This is a genomic window from Streptomyces sp. NPDC034099 (genome assembly GCF_055575415.1).
Genome location: NZ_JBVISR010000004.1, coordinates 400484 through 420299, shown reverse-complemented (window position 1 = coordinate 420299; position 19816 = coordinate 400484). Strand labels below are relative to the sequence as shown.

19 protein-coding genes and 1 pseudogene are annotated in these 19816 nt (G+C 72.1%); 9 read left to right on the top strand and 11 right to left on the bottom strand.

Features of this window, described 5'->3' with window-relative positions; genetic code table 11:
• Positions 1-209: 209 nt before the first annotated feature.
• Positions 210-914, bottom strand: coding sequence for a hypothetical protein (locus ACZ56V_RS14375; RefSeq protein WP_468942291.1), 705 nt, complete (start codon positions 912-914; stop codon positions 210-212).
• Between the two features lie 173 nt (positions 915-1087).
• Here ACZ56V_RS14375 and ACZ56V_RS14370 point away from each other — a divergent pair, with 173 nt between their 5' ends.
• On the top strand, positions 1088-1627 hold the full coding sequence (locus ACZ56V_RS14370; protein ID WP_398911497.1) for a bacterial proteasome activator family protein: 540 nt from the start codon (positions 1088-1090) through the stop codon (positions 1625-1627).
• Positions 1628-1761: 134 nt separating this feature from the next.
• Here ACZ56V_RS14370 and ACZ56V_RS14365 read toward each other — a convergent pair whose 3' ends face one another.
• Positions 1762-3423 (bottom strand): Stk1 family PASTA domain-containing Ser/Thr kinase, encoded by a 1662-nt coding sequence (locus ACZ56V_RS14365; protein ID WP_398911498.1) that lies wholly within the window; start codon positions 3421-3423, stop codon positions 1762-1764.
• A gap of 347 nt (positions 3424-3770) precedes the next feature.
• Here ACZ56V_RS14365 and ACZ56V_RS14360 point away from each other — a divergent pair, with 347 nt between their 5' ends.
• Positions 3771-5399, top strand: a complete 1629-nt coding sequence (locus tag ACZ56V_RS14360; protein ID WP_398911500.1) for a protein kinase domain-containing protein — start codon at positions 3771-3773, stop codon at positions 5397-5399.
• 105 nt (positions 5400-5504) lie between these two features.
• Here ACZ56V_RS14360 and ACZ56V_RS14355 read toward each other — a convergent pair whose 3' ends face one another.
• Both ACZ56V_RS14355 and ACZ56V_RS14350 read right to left on the bottom strand, forming a co-directional pair.
• Positions 5505-5912 carry a pyridoxamine 5'-phosphate oxidase family protein gene (locus ACZ56V_RS14355; RefSeq protein ID WP_468942286.1) on the bottom strand — a complete coding sequence of 136 codons (408 nt, stop codon included), beginning with the start codon at positions 5910-5912 and terminating at the stop codon, positions 5505-5507.
• 103 nt (positions 5913-6015) lie between these two features.
• A complete protein-coding gene (locus ACZ56V_RS14350) occupies positions 6016-6672 on the bottom strand; it encodes a response regulator transcription factor (RefSeq protein ID WP_356371207.1) in 657 nt (218 codons plus the stop codon).
• Positions 6673-6995: 323 nt separating this feature from the next.
• On the opposite strand from ACZ56V_RS14350, the gene pdhA reads away from it, so the two are divergent.
• From pdhA to ACZ56V_RS14335, 3 genes are read left to right on the top strand one after another with little or no spacing between them, the layout of a single operon-like run.
• Positions 6996-8252: a pyruvate dehydrogenase (acetyl-transferring) E1 component subunit alpha gene (gene pdhA / locus ACZ56V_RS14345; RefSeq protein WP_468942283.1), complete on the top strand. Its 1257-nt coding sequence runs from the start codon at positions 6996-6998 to the stop codon at positions 8250-8252.
• Between the two features lie 16 nt (positions 8253-8268).
• Positions 8269-9234, top strand: a complete 966-nt coding sequence (locus ACZ56V_RS14340; protein ID WP_467379038.1) for an alpha-ketoacid dehydrogenase subunit beta — start codon at positions 8269-8271, stop codon at positions 9232-9234.
• 10 nt (positions 9235-9244) lie between these two features.
• Entirely contained in the window at positions 9245-10705 is a 1461-nt protein-coding gene (locus ACZ56V_RS14335) for a dihydrolipoamide acetyltransferase family protein (protein WP_468942280.1), read from the top strand.
• A gap of 77 nt (positions 10706-10782) precedes the next feature.
• Here ACZ56V_RS14335 and ACZ56V_RS14330 read toward each other — a convergent pair.
• The 4 genes and pseudogenes from ACZ56V_RS14330 to ACZ56V_RS14315 form a co-directional block, all read right to left on the bottom strand.
• Positions 10783-11760, bottom strand: a pseudogene (locus ACZ56V_RS14330) (BRO-N domain-containing protein).
• 146 nt (positions 11761-11906) lie between these two features.
• Positions 11907-12893 (bottom strand): DUF1648 domain-containing protein, encoded by a 987-nt coding sequence (locus tag ACZ56V_RS14325; protein ID WP_468942277.1) that lies wholly within the window; start codon positions 12891-12893, stop codon positions 11907-11909.
• Positions 12890-13237 (bottom strand): GntR family transcriptional regulator, encoded by a 348-nt coding sequence (locus tag ACZ56V_RS14320; RefSeq protein ID WP_123625326.1) that lies wholly within the window; start codon positions 13235-13237, stop codon positions 12890-12892. Before ACZ56V_RS14320 ends, ACZ56V_RS14325 begins: the two co-directional genes overlap by 4 nt.
• A gap of 120 nt (positions 13238-13357) precedes the next feature.
• Positions 13358-14293, bottom strand: a complete 936-nt coding sequence (locus ACZ56V_RS14315; RefSeq protein WP_356371215.1) for a D-alanyl-D-alanine carboxypeptidase family protein — start codon at positions 14291-14293, stop codon at positions 13358-13360.
• 210 nt (positions 14294-14503) lie between these two features.
• Between ACZ56V_RS14315 and ACZ56V_RS14310 the strand changes: the two genes are divergently transcribed.
• On the top strand, positions 14504-15154 hold the full coding sequence (locus ACZ56V_RS14310; RefSeq protein ID WP_398911513.1) for a GntR family transcriptional regulator: 651 nt from the start codon (positions 14504-14506) through the stop codon (positions 15152-15154).
• Positions 15151-16461: an MFS transporter gene (locus ACZ56V_RS14305; protein WP_468942273.1), complete on the top strand. Its 1311-nt coding sequence runs from the start codon at positions 15151-15153 to the stop codon at positions 16459-16461. The genes ACZ56V_RS14310 and ACZ56V_RS14305 overlap by 4 nt, the downstream gene beginning before the upstream one ends.
• Positions 16462-16562: 101 nt before the next feature.
• Here ACZ56V_RS14305 and ACZ56V_RS14300 read toward each other — a convergent pair whose 3' ends face one another.
• Positions 16563-17387 (bottom strand): maleylpyruvate isomerase family mycothiol-dependent enzyme, encoded by an 825-nt coding sequence (locus tag ACZ56V_RS14300; protein WP_398911517.1) that lies wholly within the window; start codon positions 17385-17387, stop codon positions 16563-16565.
• A 181-nt stretch (positions 17388-17568) separates the two neighbouring features.
• On the opposite strand from ACZ56V_RS14300, the gene ACZ56V_RS14295 reads away from it, so the two are divergent.
• Both ACZ56V_RS14295 and ACZ56V_RS14290 read left to right on the top strand, forming a co-directional pair.
• Positions 17569-18366 carry a carbon-nitrogen family hydrolase gene (locus ACZ56V_RS14295; RefSeq protein WP_467378810.1) on the top strand — a complete coding sequence of 266 codons (798 nt, stop codon included), beginning with the start codon at positions 17569-17571 and terminating at the stop codon, positions 18364-18366.
• A gap of 66 nt (positions 18367-18432) precedes the next feature.
• Positions 18433-18891 (top strand): DUF2867 domain-containing protein, encoded by a 459-nt coding sequence (locus ACZ56V_RS14290; RefSeq protein WP_468942269.1) that lies wholly within the window; start codon positions 18433-18435, stop codon positions 18889-18891.
• 22 nt (positions 18892-18913) lie between these two features.
• Here the strand turns inward: ACZ56V_RS14290 and ACZ56V_RS14285 are convergent, their stop codons facing one another.
• Positions 18914-19408 carry an LURP-one-related/scramblase family protein gene (locus ACZ56V_RS14285; RefSeq protein WP_356371225.1) on the bottom strand — a complete coding sequence of 165 codons (495 nt, stop codon included), beginning with the start codon at positions 19406-19408 and terminating at the stop codon, positions 18914-18916.
• 84 nt (positions 19409-19492) lie between these two features.
• Positions 19493-19741 carry a DUF6458 family protein gene (locus ACZ56V_RS14280; RefSeq protein ID WP_052836626.1) on the bottom strand — a complete coding sequence of 83 codons (249 nt, stop codon included), beginning with the start codon at positions 19739-19741 and terminating at the stop codon, positions 19493-19495.
• Between the last annotated feature and the right edge of the window lie 75 nt (positions 19742-19816).

Below are 19816 nucleotides of genomic sequence, written 5' to 3'. Positions count from 1 at the left end.
CGCGGCGGGGCTCTACGCCCGGCGCAGGCGCAGTCCCGCGAGGCCCAGGGCGAGGCCGAGGCCGATGAGTACCAGGCCGCTGCCCAGCGGGAGGACGTGCGGGAGGGGTTCGGCGGCGGCCCGGGTGGGTGTGCGGCTCTGTGACGGGGGCCGGGGCGGGGTGGCCGGGGGCGCTTCGGCCGCCTTGGTCCGGCCGGGGCGGCGGGGCTCTACGCCCGGCGCAGGCGCAGTCCCGCGAGGCCCAGGGCGAGGCCGAGGCCGATGAGTACCAGGCCGCTGCCCAGCGGGAGGACCCGCAGGAGGGGTTCGGCGGCGGCCCGGGTGGGCGTGCGGCTCTGCGTCGGGGAGCGGGGCGGGGCGGTCGAGGGCACCGCGGCGGCCTCGGTCCGGGCGGGTGGCAGGGCGGCGGCCGGGTCCTCGGGGACGCCGTCGTCGCCGTCGTCGTCCCGGTACCGGCCGGCGTACTCGTTCCTGCCGTCGTGCTCCGGCTCATGCTCCTCGGCGTGACCGGGCCGCTGCCTTTCCTCACCCGGCGGGTTCCCGCCCCGGGAGGGCTCGGGGGCGGCCGTGGTGCCGGAGGCCGACGGCGAGGGGGAGGAGCGCGTGGGCGTGGGCCTGGGCGAACCGCTGTCCGCGGGGCCGGATTCCGCGGGAGGCCGGGCGTCCGGGCGGTCCGGACGGTCGCCGTCGTCGGGGCGCCGGGGGCGTTCGTGACCGCCCCGCCCGTCATGGGTGCCGGAGCCGTCCGGGACGGTGGGCGTCCCCGGCGCGGAGGGCCCCGGTGACGGCGCCGCCACCACCGCGGACCGCACGGCGGCGTGGGCGGGCTGCGCCCCGTACGGCGCCACCACCGCACCGGCTCCCAGGGCCCCCACCAGTCCCGTCATCCGCAGGGCGCGCAGCCATGGCGTCACGTCCGTGACCCCCTCCCGGTGATGTGCGGTCGTGGAAAGCGTCGTGGAAATCGACGAAACAAGCCTCACATTCGGTGGCGACACCGGCATTCCGGGCGCCGCCGAACGCGCCGGGACGGTTTCCGCGGGGGCACCGCCCGTCCGGCGCCCGGGGGTGCGAGACAATGGCGGGTATGGAGATGCCGAGGAACGACAGGTCGCCGGAGAACCCCCAGATCCTGGTCGTCGGCCAGGACGGAATGGCGCTCAGCGGCGGCGGGGACGACGACTCCCGCGAGATTCCGGTGACCGAGCAGGTGGAGCAGCCCGCCAAGGTCATGCGGATCGGCAGCATGATCAAGCAGCTGCTCGAAGAGGTGCGGGTCGCGCCCCTGGACGAGGCGAGCCGGGTCCGGCTCAAGGAGATCCACGCCAGCTCGGTGAAGGAGCTGGAGGACGGTCTGGCCCCGGAGCTGGTGGAGGAGCTGGAGCGGCTCTCGCTGCCCTTCACGGACGACGGCACCCCGACCGACGCCGAACTGCGGATCGCGCAGGCACAGCTGGTCGGCTGGCTGGAGGGCCTCTTCCACGGCATCCAGACCACGTTGTTCGCCCAGCAGATGGCCGCGCGGGCCCAGCTGGAGCAGATGCGCCGCGCGCTGCCGCCGGGCACCGTCCCGGAGGGCGAGGAGGCCCCGCACCCGGGCGGCCGCTCCGGCGGCCCCTACCTGTAGGCACGCCTCCCCGCAGGGACGACTCCCGCAGGGACGGCTTCCACCGACCGACGACGCGAAGGGCCCGGCAGCACCGCTGCCGGGCCCTTCGACGTCAGGCGTCCGTCACGTCGCCCGTCACCGTCGTCACGTGCTCACTCCGACGGCGGGTTGCCCGTCGAGACCTTGAGCTGGATCTCCGGCATGTTCTCCGGGTCGACGTCCGTGCCGGCGGTGGGGAACTGGTCCCGGACCGAGCCCTCGCCGTAGGTGTTCTCGTCGACGTCGACGACCTTCATCTGCCAGCCCGCGGCGTTGAAGCACTCCTTGACCGAGCCGATGTACTTGAACGTGAAGTCCGGCACCTTGATCTTGTCGGGGTCGTTGTACGACTCCTCCGGCTCGGTGCACTTGTCCTTCTCGATCGTCTTCGTCCTGTCCGGCCCGCGGTAGCCCGCCGCCTTCGACGGCGACGCGGACACGCTCGCCGTGCCGCCACCGCCGGCCTCCGGGTCCTCGTCCCCGCCGCCGTTCATCAGCAGCGCGCCGACCAGTGCGCCGACGGCCACGACGGCGACCACGATCGAGCCGATGATCACCGGCTTGTTCCTGCCGCCGCCCGAGGAGCCGGAGCCCTGGGCCGAGGGCGTCAGGTTGTACGGCGGCGGCGTGGACGCGCCCTGCTGCTGCGCGTACGGCGACGAGGCCGGCGTCTGGTATCCGGCCTGCTGCGGATAGCCGTACGCCGGCGAGTGCGCCGCCGGGGCCGGGGTGCCGTACGGGTTGGGGCCGGGGGCCGGTGTCGGCTGGTACGGCGTCTGGACCGGGCCCGTCGGCGCCGGGGCGCCCTGGTCGACCGGCGGGAACACCGCGGAGCCGACGCCCGCGCCGCTCGACGTCTGGGCGCCGGGCACGATGCTCGGCGGGGCGGCCTGGAAGGAGGCCGCCACCCGCAGGCACTCGTCGCGCATGGCCTCGGCGCTGGGGAAGCGTTCGTTGGGGTTCTTCTTCAGCGCGCGGGCCACCAGCGCGTCCACCGCCGGGGGCAGCGCGCGGTTCACGGCGGACGGGGCGACCGGCTCCTCCTGCACGTGCGCGTACGCGATCGCGAGCGGCGAGTCGGCGTCGAACGGCAGGCGCCCGGTGACCAGCTGGAACAGCATGATGCCGACCGAGTACAGGTCGGAGCGGGCGTCGACACCGCGGCCGAGGGCCTGCTCCGGCGAGAGGTACTGCGGGGTGCCGACGACCATGCCGGTCTGCGTCATCGAGGTCACGCCGGACTGCATGGCGCGGGCGATGCCGAAGTCCATGACCTTGACCACGCCGCGCTTGGTCATCATCACGTTGCCCGGCTTGATGTCCCGGTGGACCAGGCCCATCTCGTGGCTGATCTCCAGCGCGGCCAGCACGTCCGCGGTGATCTTCAGGGCCTTGTCGGCGGGCATCGCGCCCTGCTGCCGCACATCCTCGTCGAGCACGGAGCCGAGCGGCCGGCCCTCGACGTACTCCATGACGATGTAGGGAGTCGTCAGGCCGTTCAGATCGTCCTCGCCGGTGTCGAAGACCGAGACGATGTTGGTGTGCGTGAGCTTGGCCACGGCCTGGGCCTCGCGGCGGAAGCGCTCGCGGAAGGCCTGTTCGCGACCCAGCTCGGTGTGCAGCGTCTTGATCGCGACCTGACGGTCGAGGACCGAGTCGTACGCCAGGTGCACCGAGGCCATACCGCCCTCGCCGAGCAAGTCGCGCAGCTGGTAACGGCCGCCGGCGAGCGCCCGCCCCGCGTACCGTCCCTGTCCGGCGGCGTCCTGGCTCATGTCTCTGCGTCCCCCATAGACGGCGGGCGCCGGTGGCGGCGGCACGCGCGCTCGTGATCGAAAGTGCTATTCCCGGCCAAGTCTGCCCCAGGGCACCGACACGTCAAGCGCGGTGCCCGTTCCGTGACCGTACGCGAAAGAAGCGTCGCGGAAGCGTTACAGCCGGCGTACCGCCGGTACACGGAATTTGCACGAGAGTACGGAACCAGGGTTTCATGACCGGTCCGTCTCATGTCCGGTCCCGGCGCCCCATCTCGGACCGGAGGCCCCCGCGAAGGCTGTAGCGTGGCCGACGGAGACCGTAACAACACCGCGCGTACCGCGGGCAGAAACGACGGCGAGGACTGATGGCACAGCAGCAGCGCGCCCAGGGCCCGTCCGAACCCGAGGCATCTGGCGGCGGTATGTCTGACGCGCCGGAGAACTGGGGCAACGGCGGCCTGGTCGGCGACGGCCGGTACCGGCTGACCCGCAGGCTCGGGCGGGGCGGCATGGCCGAGGTGTTCGCCGCGGAGGACGTCCGCCTGGGACGCACCGTGGCGGTCAAGCTGCTGCGCGCGGACCTCGCCGAGGACCCCGTCTCCAAGGCGCGGTTCACGCGCGAGGCACAGTCGGTGGCCGGGCTCAACCACCACGCCATCGTGGCCGTGTACGACTCGGGCGAGGACGTCGTCGGCGGCCAGTCCGTGCCCTACATCGTGATGGAGATCGTCGAGGGGCGCACCATCCGCGACCTCCTCCTCAACGCCGAGGCGCCCGGGCCCGAGCAGGCGCTGATCATCGTCTCCGGCGTCCTGGAGGCGCTGGCCTACTCGCACCAGCACGGCATCGTGCACCGCGACATCAAGCCGGCCAACGTCATCATCACCAACACCGGCGCGGTCAAGGTGATGGACTTCGGCATCGCGCGCGCCCTGCACGGCGCCCAGTCGACGATGACGCAGACCGGCATGGTCATGGGCACCCCGCAGTACCTGTCCCCCGAGCAGGCCCTCGGCAAGGCCGTCGACCACCGCTCCGACCTGTACGCGACGGGCTGCCTGCTCTACGAACTCCTCGCGCTGCGCCCGCCGTTCACCGGGGAGACCCCGCTGTCGGTGGTCTACCAGCACGTGCAGGACATCCCGACGCCCCCGTCCGAGGTCTCCGACGCCACTCCGCCGGAGCTGGACGGCCTGGTGATGCGCTCGCTGGCCAAGGAGCCCGACGACCGTTTCCAGACCGCCGAGGAGATGCGCGGCCTGGTCCAGTACGGGCTGCAGATGCTGTACGAGCAGGGCGGCCACACCGGCACCTGGAACACCGGCCCGGTCGCCGCGCACGACGGCCGGCACACCCCCTCGGCCGGCCTGGCGGGCACGACGGTGCTGCCGCACTCCGACCACCACGGGGCGTCCGGCACCCAGCAGATCCCCCAGCCGATCCTGCCGGGCGGCTACGGCGGGAGCGACGAGGGCGGCTTCGAGGGCCACGGCAACAAGGGCAGCGGCCGCGGCAAGCTGTGGATACTGGCCGTCTTCGCGGTGATCGCCATCGCGGCCGGCGTCGCGCTGGCCCTGAACAACGGCGACGGCGACAAGGGCGGCACCGAGACGGACAAGAGCCCGTCCGCGACCACCTCGCAGAGCACCGGCCAGGAGTCGCCGAGTTCCTCGCCCAGTGACGAGGCGACGCAGGAGACCACCGACCCGGGCACCGAGCAGGGCTCGGGCGGGGGCGGCAACGGCGGCGGGGGCTGGGAGCAGCCGGACACGCCGTCGTGGACGCCGTCGAACACCGCGACGAACGATCCGACCGGTGACCCGACGGGCGATCCAACCGGTGATCCGACCGGTGATCCGACGGGCGACCCCACGGGCGGTGGTGAGCCGACCGGTGGCGGTGAGCCGACCGGTGGCGGCGATCCCACGGGTGGTGGCGAGCCGACGGGCGGCGCGACCGGCGCCCCGGGCGGTTCCGAGGGCGGCGAGGGCTGACCCGGCCCCGTCCCTACGCCTTACGCGCGCGTGCGGCCCGGAAACGGGCTCCACGCGCGCGTCGCGTTGCGGGGGCGTCGTCGCGGGGCGTCGTTTTCGGCGAGGTCAGAGCGGCCCGGCCGACCCGTCCGTGAAGTGCACCGTGCCGAACTGCGGCTCGACGCGCAGATAGGCGGGCTCGAACGGCTCGCCGTCCACCCGGTCCGGCGCCGGACCGAACCGCTCCAGCTCGGCCGTGCTCGGCTCGTGGTCCTCGCACCGGCCCACGACCTGCACGGTCCACAGGCTCTCGCCGGGCCCCGCGGAGGTCAGGTTGTCCGCCCCGTACGCGACGACGCTCCCGGCGCACATCCGGTGGTACCCCCAGCTCCTGGGCATCCGCAGCAGGACCCGGCCGTCGCTCACGATGTGCCGCGCGTGGGCGAGGAAGGGAAGGGCGCGCAGGGTGGTGGCCGCCCGGCCGTAGGCGGTACGGCCGAGCAGGCCGACGGCGAGCTGTTCGTCGGAGGGCATGGACTCACTGTGCGGGAGCGCGGGGCACAGGACCAGGGTCGCCCGCCCCGGCGGCAGGGGACGTAAGTCCCGAGTAAGGCCGCGGCCGGTGACACGGGGCCCGTCAGCGGTTCTCGGCCTCCAGCCGGGCCACGAAGGCCGCTGCCTGGGAACGCCGCTGCATACCGAGCTTGCCCAGCAGGCTCGACACGTAGTTCTTGATCGTCTTCTCCGCCAGGTGCAGCCGTTCGCCGATCGCGCGGTTGGTCAGTCCCTCGCCGATCAGCTCCAGGATGCGGCGCTCCTGGTCGGTGAGCCGGGCCAGCCGGTCGTCGGGCTTCGCCCCGCCGTCGCGCAGCCGCTCCAGCACCCGCGCGGTGGCCGCCGGGTCGAGCAGCGACTTCCCGGCCGCCACCTCCCGTACCGCGCCGAGCAGCTCGGCGCCGCGGATGTCCTTGAGGACGTAGCCGGAGGCGCCCGCCATGATCGCGTCGAAGAGGGCCTCGTCGTCGGCGAAGGAGGTCAGCATCAGGCAGCGGACGGACTCGTCCCGGGAGCGGATGTCGCGGCAGACCTCCACGCCGCTGCCGTCCGGCAGCCGCACGTCCAGCACCGCTACGTCCGGACGGGTGGCCGCGACCCGGGCCTGCGCCTCGGCGGCCGTACCGGCCTCGCCCACCACCTCGATGTCGGCCTCGCCGGCGAGCAGATCGTGCACCCCCCGCCGGACCACCTCGTGGTCGTCGAGGAGGAATACCCGGATTTTTCCGTCTTCGCGCACGCGGTCAGTGTCACACACCGACTCTTCCCGTGCCCGGGGTGGCCGGGATAACGTGCCGTTGTTCCGGCCCCCTGCAAGGCTGTGACCAGTAAAACTTCCGCCCTACGCCGATTTACTTGGAAATCCGAGTAAAAACGCAGGTCAGGAGGGGTTTCACAGAAATGTGGAGCACTGGGTAACGTGCTGTTCGCAGGGCGCTCGCCGGGGCACCTGTCACGCCTGTTCCCGATCGGGCCGCACCCACCCTTGTGCGTCCGCCGGGCCGCAGGTGAGCCGCACTGGCTTCCGGCGAACCCGGGGGCCGGACCGACGGAGGAGCACACGTGACCGAGAGCACTGCCGCGCGCAAGCCGCGACGCAGCGCCGGAAGCAAGGCGGCCGGCACCACCGGCACCAAGGCGGCCGGGACCACCGGCAGCAAGGCCGGCACCGGCGCAAAGCGCACCACTCGCACCACCCGTACCGCTGCCCAGAAGGGCTCCGAGACGGAGCTGGTGCAGCTGCTGACGCCCGAGGGCGAGCGCGTCGGGACGGCCAAGAACTCGCCGTACGCCGAGTACGCCTCGTACGTCGCCGACATCAGCCCCGACGAGCTGCGCGGCCTGTACCGCGACATGGTGCTCACCCGGCGCTTCGACGCCGAGGCCACCGCCCTGCAGCGCCAGGGCGAGCTGGGCCTGTGGGCCTCCCTGCTGGGCCAGGAGGCCGCCCAGATCGGCTCGGGCCGGGCCACCCGCGAGGACGACTACGTCTTCCCGACCTACCGCGAGCACGGCGTCGCCTGGTGCCGCGGGGTGGACCCGACCAACCTGCTCGGCATGTTCCGCGGCGTGAACAACGGCGGCTGGGACCCCAACAGCAACAACTTCCACCTGTACACCATCGTCATCGGCTCGCAGGCGCTGCACGCCACGGGCTACGCGATGGGCATCGCCAAGGACGGCGCCGACTCGGGTGTGATCGCGTACTTCGGCGACGGCGCCTCCAGCCAGGGCGACGTCAGCGAGGCGTTCAACTTCGCCGCGGTCTACAACGCCCCCGTGGTGTTCTTCTGCCAGAACAACCAGTGGGCGATCTCCGAGTCCAACGAGAAGCAGACCCGGGTGCCGCTCTACCAGCGCGCCCAGGGCTTCGGCTTCCCCGGCGTCCGCGTCGACGGCAACGACGTGCTGGCCTCCCTCGCGGTCACCCGCTGGGCGCTGGACCGCGCCCGGCGCGGCGAGGGACCCGCGTTGATCGAGGCGTACACGTACCGCATGGGCGCCCACACCACCTCGGACGACCCCTCCCGCTACCGGCACGACGACGAGCGCGTCGCCTGGGAGGCCAAGGACCCGATCCTGCGCCTTCGCCGCTTCCTGGAGTCCGCACACCACGCGGACGAGGGGTTCTTCGCGGAACTGGAGGCGGAGAGCGAGGCGTTGGGCAAACGAGTGCGCGAAGTGGTCCGTGCCATGCCGGACCCGGACCGGTTCGCCATCTTCGAGCACGCGTACGCCGACGGGCACGCGCTCGTGGACGAGGAGCGGGCCCAGTTCGCCGCCTACCAGGCATCGTTCGCAGACGCAGAGGGGGTCTGACATGGCCGAGGAAAAGATGGCGCTGGCGAAGGCGATCAACGAGTCGCTGCGCCGCGCGCTGGAGTCGGACCCCAAGGTCCTGATCATGGGCGAGGACGTCGGCAAGCTCGGCGGTGTCTTCCGGGTCACCGACGGTCTGCAGAAGGACTTCGGCGAGGACCGGGTGATCGACACCCCGCTGGCCGAGTCCGGCATCGTCGGCACCGCCATCGGTCTGGCGCTGCGCGGCTACCGGCCGGTGGTGGAGATCCAGTTCGACGGCTTCGTCTTCCCCGCCTACGACCAGATCGTCACGCAGCTGGCGAAGATGCACGCCCGGTCGCTGGGCAAGGTCAAGATGCCGGTCGTCATCCGCATCCCCTACGGCGGCGGCATCGGCGCGGTCGAGCACCACTCCGAGTCCCCCGAGGCGCTGTTCGCGCACGTGGCGGGCCTCAAGGTGGTCAGCCCCTCCAACGCGGCGGACGCGTACTGGATGATGCAGCAGGCCATCCAGAGCGACGACCCGGTGATCTACTTCGAGCCCAAGCGCCGGTACTGGGACAAGGCCGAGGTCGACAGGGAGGCCATCCCGGGCCCGCTGCACGCCGCGCGGGTGGTGCGCGAGGGCACCGATCTGACGCTGGCCGCCTATGGCCCGATGGTGAAGCTCTGCCAGGAGGTCGCCGACGCGGCCGCCGAGGAGGGCCGCTCCCTGGAGGTCGTCGACCTGCGCTCGATCTCGCCGGTCGACTTCGACACGATCCAGGCCTCGGTGGAGAAGACCCGCCGCCTGATCGTGGTCCACGAGGCGCCGGTGTTCCTGGGCTCGGGCGCGGAGATCGCGGCCCGGATCACGGAGCGCTGCTTCTACCACCTGGAGGCCCCGGTGCTCAGGGTCGGCGGCTATCACGCGCCGTATCCGCCGGCGCGTCTGGAGGAGGAGTACCTGCCCGACCTGGACCGGGTGCTGGATGCCGTCGACCGCTCGCTGGCGTACTGAGGAGGGGAGCGTGACGACGATGACGGACAGCTCCGTGCGTGAGTTCAAGATGCCCGACGTGGGTGAGGGGCTCACCGAGGCCGAGATCCTCAAGTGGTACGTCCAGCCCGGTGACACGGTCACCGACGGGCAGGTGGTGTGCGAGGTCGAGACGGCCAAGGCCGCCGTCGAACTGCCCATCCCCTACGACGGCGTGGTCCGCGAACTGCACTTCCCCGAGGGCACCACGGTCGACGTGGGCACGTCGATCATCGCGGTGGCCGTCGGTGGCGGCGCGGCGGCGGCCGCGGAGCCGGTGCAGGAGGCCGTGGCGGACACCCCGGCCGCCGCCGAGGCGGAGGAGCCCAAGCCCCAGGGCCGCCAGCCGGTCCTGGTCGGCTACGGGGTCTCCACCTCCGCGACCCGGCGCCGCCCCCGCAAGGGTGCTCAGGCCCCGGCCGCCGGGCAGGAGGCGTCGGCGGCGATCCAGGCCGAGATGAACGGCCACGGACCGGCCGCGCCCGCGGCTCCCGCGGCCCCGGCCGCTCCGGCCGCTCCGGCCGCTCCGGCCGGCGGCGAGCGTCCGCTGGCCAAGCCCCCGGTGCGCAAGCTGGCCAAGGACCTCGGCGTCGACCTGGCGACCGTGGTCCCGTCGGGCCCGGACGGCATCATCACGCGTGAGGACGTCCACGCGGCGGTGTCGGCGGCGGCCGAGCCGGCGCAGCAGGCCCCGCGGCCCGAGACCCCCGCCCCGGCAGCGACCGCGACCGCGCCGGCCTCGTACGACACGACGCGCGAGACCCGCATCCCGGTCAAGGGCGTGCGCAAGGCGACGGCGGCGGCGATGGTCGGCTCGGCGTTCACGGCGCCGCACGTCACCGAGTTCGTGACGGTCGACGTGACGCGCACGATGAAGCTGGTCGAGGAGCTGAAGCAGGACAAGGAGTACACGGGCCTGCGGGTGAACCCGCTGCTCCTGATCGCCAAGGCCCTGCTGGTCGCGATCAAGCGCAACCCGGACATCAACGCGTCCTGGGACGAGGCCGCCCAGGAGATCGTGGTCAAGCACTACGTCAACCTGGGCATCGCCGCCGCCACCCCCCGGGGCCTGATCGTCCCGAACATCAAGGACGCCCACGCCCAGACCCTGCCGCAGCTGGCCGGCTCCCTGGGCGAGCTGGTCTCGACGGCCCGGGAGGGCAGGACCAGCCCCGGCGCCATGCAGGGCGGCACGGTGACCATCACCAACGTGGGCGTCTTCGGCGTCGACACCGGTACGCCGATCCTCAACCCCGGCGAGTCCGCGATCCTCGCGGTCGGCGCGATCAAGCTCCAGCCGTGGGTCCACAAGGGCAAGGTGAAGCCGCGTCAGGTGACCACCCTCGCCCTCAGCTTCGACCACCGCCTGGTCGACGGCGAGCTGGGCTCCAAGGTCCTCGCCGACGTGGCGGCGGTCCTGGAACAGCCGAAGCGGCTGATCAGCTGGGCGTGAGAGGCACGAACCGGGTAGGTTCATGACGGAGGGGCGCCGCAAGCTCGAGTTGCGACGCCCCTCTTGTCGTGCCGGGCTCAGCTCTGGTGCAGCACGTACACCGGAGCCCCGTCCTCGGACCCGCCCCGCGAGCGGATGCAGGCGTGGGTGCGCAGCAGCCGCAGGCATTCGTTGACCCGCCGCACGGAGAGCCCCGTACGGGCGGCGATCGACTCCAGCGGCTCCCGCAGCTCACCCTTCTCCACGAGCACCGGCGCGATGACCAGGGCGACCGTCCACACGTCCTCCGTCACGGCCAGCCGTTGCCGCCAGTCGGCCAGCACGGACTCCGTGGTGGGCACCGCGGTGAGGTGGCCGCGAGGCGCCCCCTGGTGGAGGACCAGGGTGTCGAACCGGTCCGCGATGCGCTCCAAGGCGTGCACCATGGCCTGCTGCACGGCGAGGGTGGCCTGCTGTGCGGCGAGGGTGGCCTGCTGCGTGGCCAGCATCTCCTTCTGCAGTGCGATCGACGTCCGTTGTCCCTCGGCCAACTCCTCGTCCAGCTTGAGGTTGTGCGCCTCCAGCCGGACGATGGCCTCGGCCACCTGGACCGGCATGGCATAGGCGATGGGGGCGCCGGGTTCGGCGGGCTGCACCTCGGCCTCGTCCAGGGAGTACGAGCCCTCGCGCTGCACGGTCTCGATGACTTCGGCGACCCACTGCTTGAAGGGAGCGCAGGCCGGTTTGGTGCAGGCGTTGACGAGGAGGATGAGACCTTGCAGAGAGATGACCTGCAAGTCTCGACGCCACTCTCTACCTGCGGGAACGCTGAGACCGTAACTTCCAGTTACGGTCTCGAGCAATTCTCGGTGCTCCTCGGGAACGTGATCTGCGAGCGCCTTTCGGGAGTTGCTGTGCCCGAGTTCCTTGCACACGTCCACCGCCGGGAATCAGTGGCTCCCGCCCGGCATGGTCAGCCGTCGCACCCGGGCGCCGGTGGCCGCGTACACGAAGTCGCTGACGTCGATCGCCTCGTGCCGTGCGCCGGAGTTCTGTCGTTTGCTGGGTTCGTTCATGTGAACCACCTCCGCCGCGGAACGTAGGGCGAAGCCATGGGCATATGCCAGCCGGATCGACGGATGTTCACGACTGCGAGCGAACATGATCGAAAGTGCTGCTCGGGGGCGCCGCGTACGTGTATAGCGTCCCCGGGCCGTTGGGCTCAGCCCCGGGGCGGATCCGGGCGCAGGGCGTTGAGCAGGGCCGCGCCACGCTCGGCGTCGTCGACGCTCACGGCGAAGTCGCTGCGGCGGCCCCGGGGCCGTACGACCAGGCATTCGCCGGCGCGCACCATCACGGTGGTGCCGAGGCCGCTGAGGCGGTAGCCCCAGCCGCCGACCTGGGCGGGCCTGCGGACCTCCATCCGTGCCGTGTCGATGTCGCCGGGCGCCCAGCGGCGTCCGGGCCAGCCGAGGGGGCCGAAGGAGACCTCCAGGCCACGCTCCGAGACGCGGGCCTGGACGGCCGAGAACAGGGCACAGGCGAGGGACCCGGCGGCGCACCCGGCGAACAGGCCCCACAGGCCGCCCGGCTCGGCCAGGCCGCCGACCAGGGCGACGAGCGCGCCCACGGCCACCAGGCCGATCGCGGCCGCCAGCAGCTGGAGCCAGGGGTTGGCGGTGCGGGAGAACCAGACCATGCGCCGGCCCTTCGGGATGTCCAGCGCGGGGGCGCCCTCGTCGGGCGTCGTGGCGTCGTCCGGGGCGCCGCGCCGGGTGACGAGCAGCCACGCGGCCACTCCCGCGAGGGCGGCCGCGACGAGGATCGCGACGATCCAGGCGGTGGGCTGACGGGCCTCGTGCCAGTCCGTGCGGTCCAGGTTGGCCCGGATGACCGCGGCCTGCGCGCCGGTGAGGACGATGCCCATGGGGAGCAGGGTCGCGGTGGTCCACGGACGGGCCGCCGGACCCGCCCGCATCAGCGGGACGGTGACCGCGGCCGCCGTTACCAGCCAGATCAGCGCGGGGGCCAGGGACGCCGCCCACAGGGGCATGGAGCCGTCGGGGGCTTCGCCGTTCAGGCCCCAGTGGGTCGCCAGCCGGTCGGGCAGCCGGTCCCGCGCCAGGAGCGGCATTCCGGCGAGCACCGTCGTGACCCCGGCCGTCCAGACCGCGGCCGTCGTCCGCCGTGCCGTTGTCGTGTCCCTCATGGCATCCCCCTGATCATGTCGATGAGATCGGTCCTGCTGTAGCCCAGCCGCGCCGCCTCGGTGAGCAGTTCCCTGACCCGGATCTGCAGCTCGGAGTGGGGGCGGGCGTCCTCGGCCACCGTCACCCCCCGGCCCCGGCGGAACTCCAGCAGGCCCTCGTCCCGCAGCCCGCGCAGGGCGCGCAGCACGGTGTTGACGTTGACGTCCAGGGCCTCGGAGAGGTCGCGGGCCGAGGGCAGGCGGTCCCCGGGGGCGCACTCCCCCTCGGCGATGGCGCGCCGGACGGCGCCGGCGACCTGTTCGTGCAGGGGGCGGGTGTCGGTCTTGTCCAGACTCAGCAGCATGGTGCTAATGAAACTATCACCATAGGTTCCATCGGTACAGGCGACCCGGCGCAGCGCGAAGGGCCCGTCGCGCAGGCGACGGGCCCTTCGAGGTGGTGGTGTGCGTGCGTGGCGACAGGTCTACTTCGCGAAGCCGTAGTTCATGAGCTTCGTGGCGTCCTTGGCGCGCTGGGTGGACGACGAGGACGCCAGGACCGTGCCGATGACGGTCTTCCCCTTCCGGGTCGCGGCGAAGACCAGGCAGTACTTGGCCTCCGGTCCCGAACCGGTCTTCACGCCGATGGCGCCGCTGTAACTGCCCAGCAGCGTGTTGGTGTTGGTCCAGGGCGCCATCGTGCGGGTGCCGCCCTTCTTGGTCCTGGTCTTCGCCGTGTACTTCTTGGTCTTCACGATCGTGCGGAAGGTGGAGTTCTTCATCGCACTGCTGGCGAGTTTCGTGAGGTCGCGCGGCGTGGAGTAGTTCTTGCCGTTGCCGATGCCGTCGAACGAATCGAAGTGCGTGTTCTTCAGGCCGAGGCTCTTGGCGGTCGCGTTCATCTTGCCGATGAACGACTTCACGCGCGCCGCCCGGGTCTTGCCCGAGCCGAACTTGTCGGCCAGCGCGTACGCGGCGTCGCAGCCGGACGGCAGCATCAGCCCGTAGAGCAGCTGGCGGACCGTCACCTTGTCGCCGACGATCAGCCGGGCGGAGGAGGCGTTCTTCGACACGATGTAGTCGCTGTACGCCATCTGGACCGTGACCTTGGCGTCCAGGTTCAGCTTCGGCTGGGAGAGCACGACCTTGGCGGTCATGATCTTGGTCGTGGAGCCGGTGGAGCGCTTGGTGTCGGCGGCCTTGGTGTAGAGCGACTTGCCGGTCGCGTTGTTCATCACGAAGCCGCCCTTGGCGACGATCGAGGGCACGGCGGGTGCCCGCACGGCGGGGGCCAGGGTGACGCGTCCGGGTGCGGCGGCCTGTGCGGGTGCGGTGGCGAGGACCCCGGTGGCGAGGACGGCGCCGCCGGTCAGGGCGACGGCGAGGGCCCTGCGCAGACGGACGCCCGAAATAGTGTTCATTGAGTTTATTACCCCGATTGTGGTGAATTCCCCTGGGACGCGGCCGAGTTGTGGTCGGCAGAGCGGTGGCCGCGTCAGTGCGACATCCGAGGGGGGTGAATGGTTGCGCGGTGGGGCGGGGCGAATTCTCGGTTCCCCGTTACGAGTGGGCCGACGTCCGGATACTGGACCGGATCCCTCTTGTGTCCCTGTTGTATCTATCCTGTCGGCATGACCACGGCAGTGAAGCAACCCCCCGCGGCGGACCGCGTCTACACCCACGTCAAGCAGGGCGTCCTGGAGCGCCGTTACGAGGGTGGGACGCTGCTCACCGAGGGCGAGCTGGCCGAGGCCGTGGGCGTCTCCCGCACCCCGGTGCGCGAGGCGCTGCTGCGGCTGGAGGTCGAGGGGCTGATCCGGCTCTACCCCAAGAAGGGCGCGCTGGTCCTGCCCGTCTCCGCGCAGGAGATCGCGGACGTGGTGGAGACCCGGCTGCTGGTCGAGGAGCACGCGGCCAGGAAGGCCGTACCCGCCCCGCCGGGGCTGGTCGAACGACTGGAGGAGCTGCTCGCCCGGCAGCAGGAGCAGGCCGCCGCCGGTGACTTCGCCGCCGCCTCCGTCACCGACCGCTGCTTCCACGCCGAGATCGTCCGCAGCGGCGGCAACGAGATCCTCTCCCGCCTCTACGACCAGCTGCGCGACCGCCAGTTGCGCATGGGCGTCGCCGTCATGCACTCCCACCCCGACCGGATCGCCAAGACCCTCGCCGAGCACGAGGAGCTCCTCGACGCGCTGCGCTCCGGGGACGCGGAGGCGGCCGTCGGCGTGGTGGGCCGGCACGTGGGCTGGTTCTCGCACCTGGCACGCGGGGAGGTCCGATGAGTACGGCCACCTCGTCCGGCCGCGTCCTGCCCGGTGACCCGCCGGGGGGCCGGCGTGCGATCGCCGTGTGGGGCATCGGCGTCTCCGTCTACTTCGTCGCCGTCATCTTCCGTACGTCCCTCGGGGTCGCCGGTCTCGACGCCGCCGACCGCTTCCACGTCAACGCCTCCGCGCTGTCCACCTTCTCCATCCTCCAGCTGCTGGTCTACGCCGGCATGCAGATACCCGTCGGCCTGCTGGTCGACCGGCTCGGCACCAAGAAGGTGCTGGGCATCGGCGTCGTGCTGTTCACGGCGGGGCAGCTGGGCTTCGCCTTCTCCCCGTCGTACGGCATGGCGCTGGCCTCGCGGGCGCTGCTGGGCTGCGGGGACGCGATGACGTTCATCAGCGTGCTGCGGCTTGGCACCCGCTGGTTCCCGGCCCGGCGCGGGCCGATGGTCGCCCAGCTGGCCGGGCTGGTCGGCATGGCGGGCAACCTGGTCTCCACCCTCGTCCTGGCCCGGCTGCTGCACGGCGTCGGCTGGACCGCGGCGTTCGCGGGCAGCGCGCTGGCGGGTGTCGTCGTCTTCGTCCTGCTGCTCCTCTTCCTCAAGGACCACCCCGAGGGGCACGAGCCGGAGCCGTCGGCGCACCGGGGGGCCGCGTACGTGCGGCGGCAGATCGCGCTGTCCTGGCGGGAGCCGGGGACGCGGCTCGGGCTGTGGGTGCACTTCACCACCCAGTTCCCGGCGATGGTGTTCCTGCTGCTGTGGGGGATGCCGTTCCTGGTCGAGGCGCAGGGGCTGTCCCGGGCCACGGCCGGCACGCTGCTCACCCTGGTCGTCCTGTCCAACATGACGGTCGGTCTGGTCTACGGCCAGATCATCGCCCGGCACCACGCGGCGCGGCTGCCGCTGGCGCTCGGCACGGTGGGGGCGACGGCGCTGCTCTGGGCGGCGACGCTGGCCTACCCGGGCGAGCACGCGCCGATGTGGCTGCTGGTCGTGCTGTGCACGGTGCTGGGGGCGTGCGGGCCGGCATCGATGATCGGCTTCGACTTCGCGCGGCCGGCGAATCCGCCCGAGCGGCAGGGGACGGCGTCCGGGATCACGAACATGGGGGGCTTCGTGGCGTCGATGACGACCTTGTTCGCGGTGGGGGTGCTGCTGGACGCGACGGGGGACGACTACGGGGTGGCGTTCTCGTCCGTGTTCGTGCTGCAGGCGTTGGGACTGACGCAGATCCTGCGGTTGCGGAAGCGGGCCGCGTTGCGGGAGCGGGAGCGGTTGGTTGTCAGCCGGGTGGAGACGGTGCACGTGCCCGTGTAGGCGCCCGGCGGGGGGTGCGGGGCGGGGGTGGGTGGGCGGCCCGGCATGGCGGGGTGCCGCTGCGCCCACCCGTGCCGCCCCAGCGGCACGACTGCCCGCAGCTAGGGGGTCACCGCGAAGTGGCGCAGGATCGCTGCCGTCAGGTCCGGGTCGCCCTCCGTCTTGATGCGGTCCGCCGCCGCCTCCGGGGTCACGCGGCCGCAGGCCAGGCGGAAGTACGTCTCCCAGTCGAGGGTGAGGGTGGCGGCGGGGCCGAGGGCCGGGGACGACTCGAGAGTGCCGCGGCCCTGGATGTCGACGCGGATGGTGCGCAGGAACTCGACCGGGCCGTGCACGTCGAAGACGACGGCCGAGCTGCGCGGCGCGTCCGCCCGCTCGGCGACGACGGCGGGCAGCTCGCCGAGCAGCACGTCCCGCGCGACGTACGCGCCGGGGGAGTCGAGGTTGCCGGGGCGGCCGAGTGCCGTGCGCAGGTCCTGCTCGTGCGCCCACACGTCGAAGGCGTGCCGGCGCATCGACTCCTCCAGGGTCAGCTCGGTGCCGAGCGGGCCGCGCACCTTGGTGCCGGGGTCCCGCGACTCGTTCCGCAGCTGGCGGTTGCGCCGGATGATCATGTACTCCAGCTCGGACGTCATCTCCGGCGCCGTGTGGTGGCGGCGGACGTCGACCTGCATCTCCATGTAGCGCTGGTGGTCGTTGGTGACGTGGTAGAGGTCGCGCGGCAGGGTGTGGATGGGGCGGGGGTCGCCGAGCATCTCGGAGTCCAGGCCCAGGACGTGCGAGACGATGTCGCGCACCGACCAGCCCGGGCAGGGGGTCCGGCGGTTCCACTCTGCCTCCACAAGCGGCTGGACCAGCTCGGATATCGCCTCGATGGAGTGAGTCCAGGCGTCGGCGTAGGGCTGGAGGGTGGGATGCAGACTCACGGAACGGGACCCCTCGGCGGTCGGTACACGGGCGGTTGGCGGCAGCGGTGCCAGTGGCGGCGGCGGCAGTCGGCGGGCGTCTTGGGAGGCTAAGTTACGCTGCTGTGCGGCACCCCGGCAGTGCTTTCGTGTGACGATCGTAGGCCCGTGTGGACGGCTCGAATGCCAGGACGGTGGTAGTGTGCGTGCCTCTCTGATCCAAATCGCCGTGAACGAGGACGAAACGGTCGAAGCGCGTCGTCTGCGGGCGGCGACTCTGGTACGGGCGCAGGCGGGCGCGGATCTCGTGGTGCTGCCGGAGCTGTGGACCACGGGCGCCTTCGCCTTCGAGGAGTTCGACGCGGCGGCCGAGCCGCTGCGCGGACCGACGTACGAGGCGATGGCGAAGGCGGCGAGCGACACGGGCGTGTGGCTGCACGCGGGGTCGGTGCCCGAGCGCGGCCCGGACGGGCGGCTCTACAACACCTCTCTCGTCCTCTCCCCCGCCGGCGAGCTGGCCGCCTCCTACCGCAAGATCCACCGCTTCGGCTTCGACAAGGGCGAGGCCGTGCTGATGGGCGCGGGGCGGGAGCCGGTGACGGTCCGGCTGCCGGACACCACCACCCTCGGCGTGGCGACCTGCTACGACCTGCGCTTCCCCGAACTCTTCCGCTCCCTCGTCGACGCCGGTGCCGAGATCCTCGTCGTCCCGGCGGGCTGGCCGGAGCGCCGCCGGTCCCACTGGACGCTCCTGGCACAGGCGCGGGCCGTGGAGAACCAGGCGTTCGTCCTCGCCTGCGGAACGGCCGGGACGCACGCCGGAGTTCCGCAGGCCGGTCACTCGATCGTGGTCGACCCCTGGGGCGAGGTGCTCGCGGAGGCCGGTGCGGACGAGGAGGTCCTCACGGTGGAGTTCGACCCGGCGAAGGTGGCGCGGACCAGGGAGCAGTTCCCGGCCCTGAAGGACCGGGTGCTGGGTCTGGAGCCGCCGCGCGGCTGAGCGCGCTGTGTGAGGTTCCGTGACACAACGTGTTTGGTACCTGGTCGCGTCGCCCAGAATTCCGGTATGGCTCGCACCAGCACCTCCGCCATCCGCCGCGTCCGGGTGGAGCCCGCCGGTGCCCACTTCGCGTCGGCGTTCGCGCTGCCGCTCGCCGGACTGCCGCGCCGGTCGGCCGAGGAGTGGGCCCGGGGCACCTTCGAGGACACTCCGGCGCTGCTGCGCATCCTGCTCCGGACGGGCTGGTCGGGTGTGCTGGGGCTGCGCCTGGGGCCGAGGACCTCTCCGCGGCATGTGATCGGATGGCGCACGGTGGAGTCCCGGCCGGGCCGGATCGCCGTGGCGGCCCGCGCCCCGTCGCTGACCGTCCGCAACGTGGTGACCGTCGACGACGCACGGCTGGTCTGGGCGACGTACGTGACCTTCGAGGGCCGGGCCGGCCGGGTGCTCTGGTCGCTGGCCGCGCCGGTGCACCACCTGGTCGTGCCGCTGCTCCTCGGCCGCGCCGTCCGCCGCACGGCGTGAGGTGCCGCCGGGCCGCCGCTCCTCAGTCGTCCTCGCGCTCCTTCTCCGCCAGGTGGATCACGCACACCGTCAGGGCGATCAGCAGCGCCGGGTCCGCGTCGTCCCGGACGACGTCCAGGCCGTAGGTGTCCCGGAGGGTGAGCCAGCGCCGGGAGGCGACGGCCAGCAGTTCGCCGTCGTACTCGATGGCGAACTCCCGGTCGAGGATCTTGCCGCTGACGTCCAGTTCGGTGCCGTCGGCCAGGGTGACCCGGTAGTGGTTGCGGAGCAGGGACAGACGTTTGCGCTTGATGCGGGCCAGGGGCTCGCCGGCCCGTTCGATCACCATCGTGTCGCGCAGGGCGAACATCTTCTGGTGGATGTCGATGAGCACGTGCCCCTGGGCGTCCTTCAGCTCCCAGGTGTCCCGCAGCCGCATCGCCTTGCCGTCGACGAGGAAGACCTTGTTGCCATGGTCGTCCTCGATCCAGTAGTCGTCACCGATGCCGAGGAGCCGGTCGTACACGAGGAATCTCATGCTCTGACCGCTTCCCCGCCGGCCGTCCCGGGACGCGGCCGGTAGGCCGACAGGCTGAGTGCGGGGGGTGTACGCGCGGCCGGCTCAGGCGCCGTAGCCGTTGTGGTAGCCGTCCTGCGTGTGGTGGGGCCGGTCCTCGACTACCGGGGTCGACGGCGGCATCACGACGCGGCGGCGCCGGGCGATGCTGCTGAACGTCGCGACACCGATCAGGCCGACGACCATGAAGATCACACCGACCAGGTCGAGGTTGACGCCCTGCATGTCCCAGTCGGTCGCGAACGTGAGGATGGCTCCCACGGCGATGAGGATGATGCACCCGCCGAGGCCCATGAGTGTTGCCTCCCTGTCAGAGCCGGTCGGTTCCGGGATTCCGGTCGATCCGGTTCCGTGCGGGTACCCCGCGCC

Bases quoted from the DNA above. Each gene is read 5' to 3' on its own strand.
- ACZ56V_RS14370 (WP_398911497.1), top strand. From the start codon at position 1,088: ATGGAGATGCCGAGGAACGACAGGTCGCCGGAGAACCCCCAGATCCTG.
- ACZ56V_RS14365 (WP_398911498.1), bottom strand. From the start codon at position 3,423: ATGAGCCAGGACGCCGCCGGACAGGGACGGTACGCGGGGCGGGCGCTC.
- ACZ56V_RS14360 (WP_398911500.1), top strand. From the start codon at position 3,771: ATGGCACAGCAGCAGCGCGCCCAGGGCCCGTCCGAACCCGAGGCATCT.
- ACZ56V_RS14355 (WP_468942286.1), bottom strand. From the start codon at position 5,912: ATGCCCTCCGACGAACAGCTCGCCGTCGGCCTGCTCGGCCGTACCGCC.
- ACZ56V_RS14340 (WP_467379038.1), top strand. From the start codon at position 8,269: ATGGCGCTGGCGAAGGCGATCAACGAGTCGCTGCGCCGCGCGCTGGAG.
- ACZ56V_RS14325 (WP_468942277.1), bottom strand. From the start codon at position 12,893: ATGAGGGACACGACAACGGCACGGCGGACGACGGCCGCGGTCTGGACG.
- ACZ56V_RS14320 (WP_123625326.1), bottom strand. From the start codon at position 13,237: ATGCTGCTGAGTCTGGACAAGACCGACACCCGCCCCCTGCACGAACAG.
- ACZ56V_RS14315 (WP_356371215.1), bottom strand. From the start codon at position 14,293: ATGAACACTATTTCGGGCGTCCGTCTGCGCAGGGCCCTCGCCGTCGCC.
- ACZ56V_RS14310 (WP_398911513.1), top strand. From the start codon at position 14,504: ATGACCACGGCAGTGAAGCAACCCCCCGCGGCGGACCGCGTCTACACC.
- ACZ56V_RS14305 (WP_468942273.1), top strand. From the start codon at position 15,151: ATGAGTACGGCCACCTCGTCCGGCCGCGTCCTGCCCGGTGACCCGCCG.
- ACZ56V_RS14290 (WP_468942269.1), top strand. From the start codon at position 18,433: ATGGCTCGCACCAGCACCTCCGCCATCCGCCGCGTCCGGGTGGAGCCC.
- ACZ56V_RS14285 (WP_356371225.1), bottom strand. From the start codon at position 19,408: ATGAGATTCCTCGTGTACGACCGGCTCCTCGGCATCGGTGACGACTAC.
- ACZ56V_RS14280 (WP_052836626.1), bottom strand. From the start codon at position 19,741: ATGGGCCTCGGCGGGTGCATCATCCTCATCGCCGTGGGAGCCATCCTC.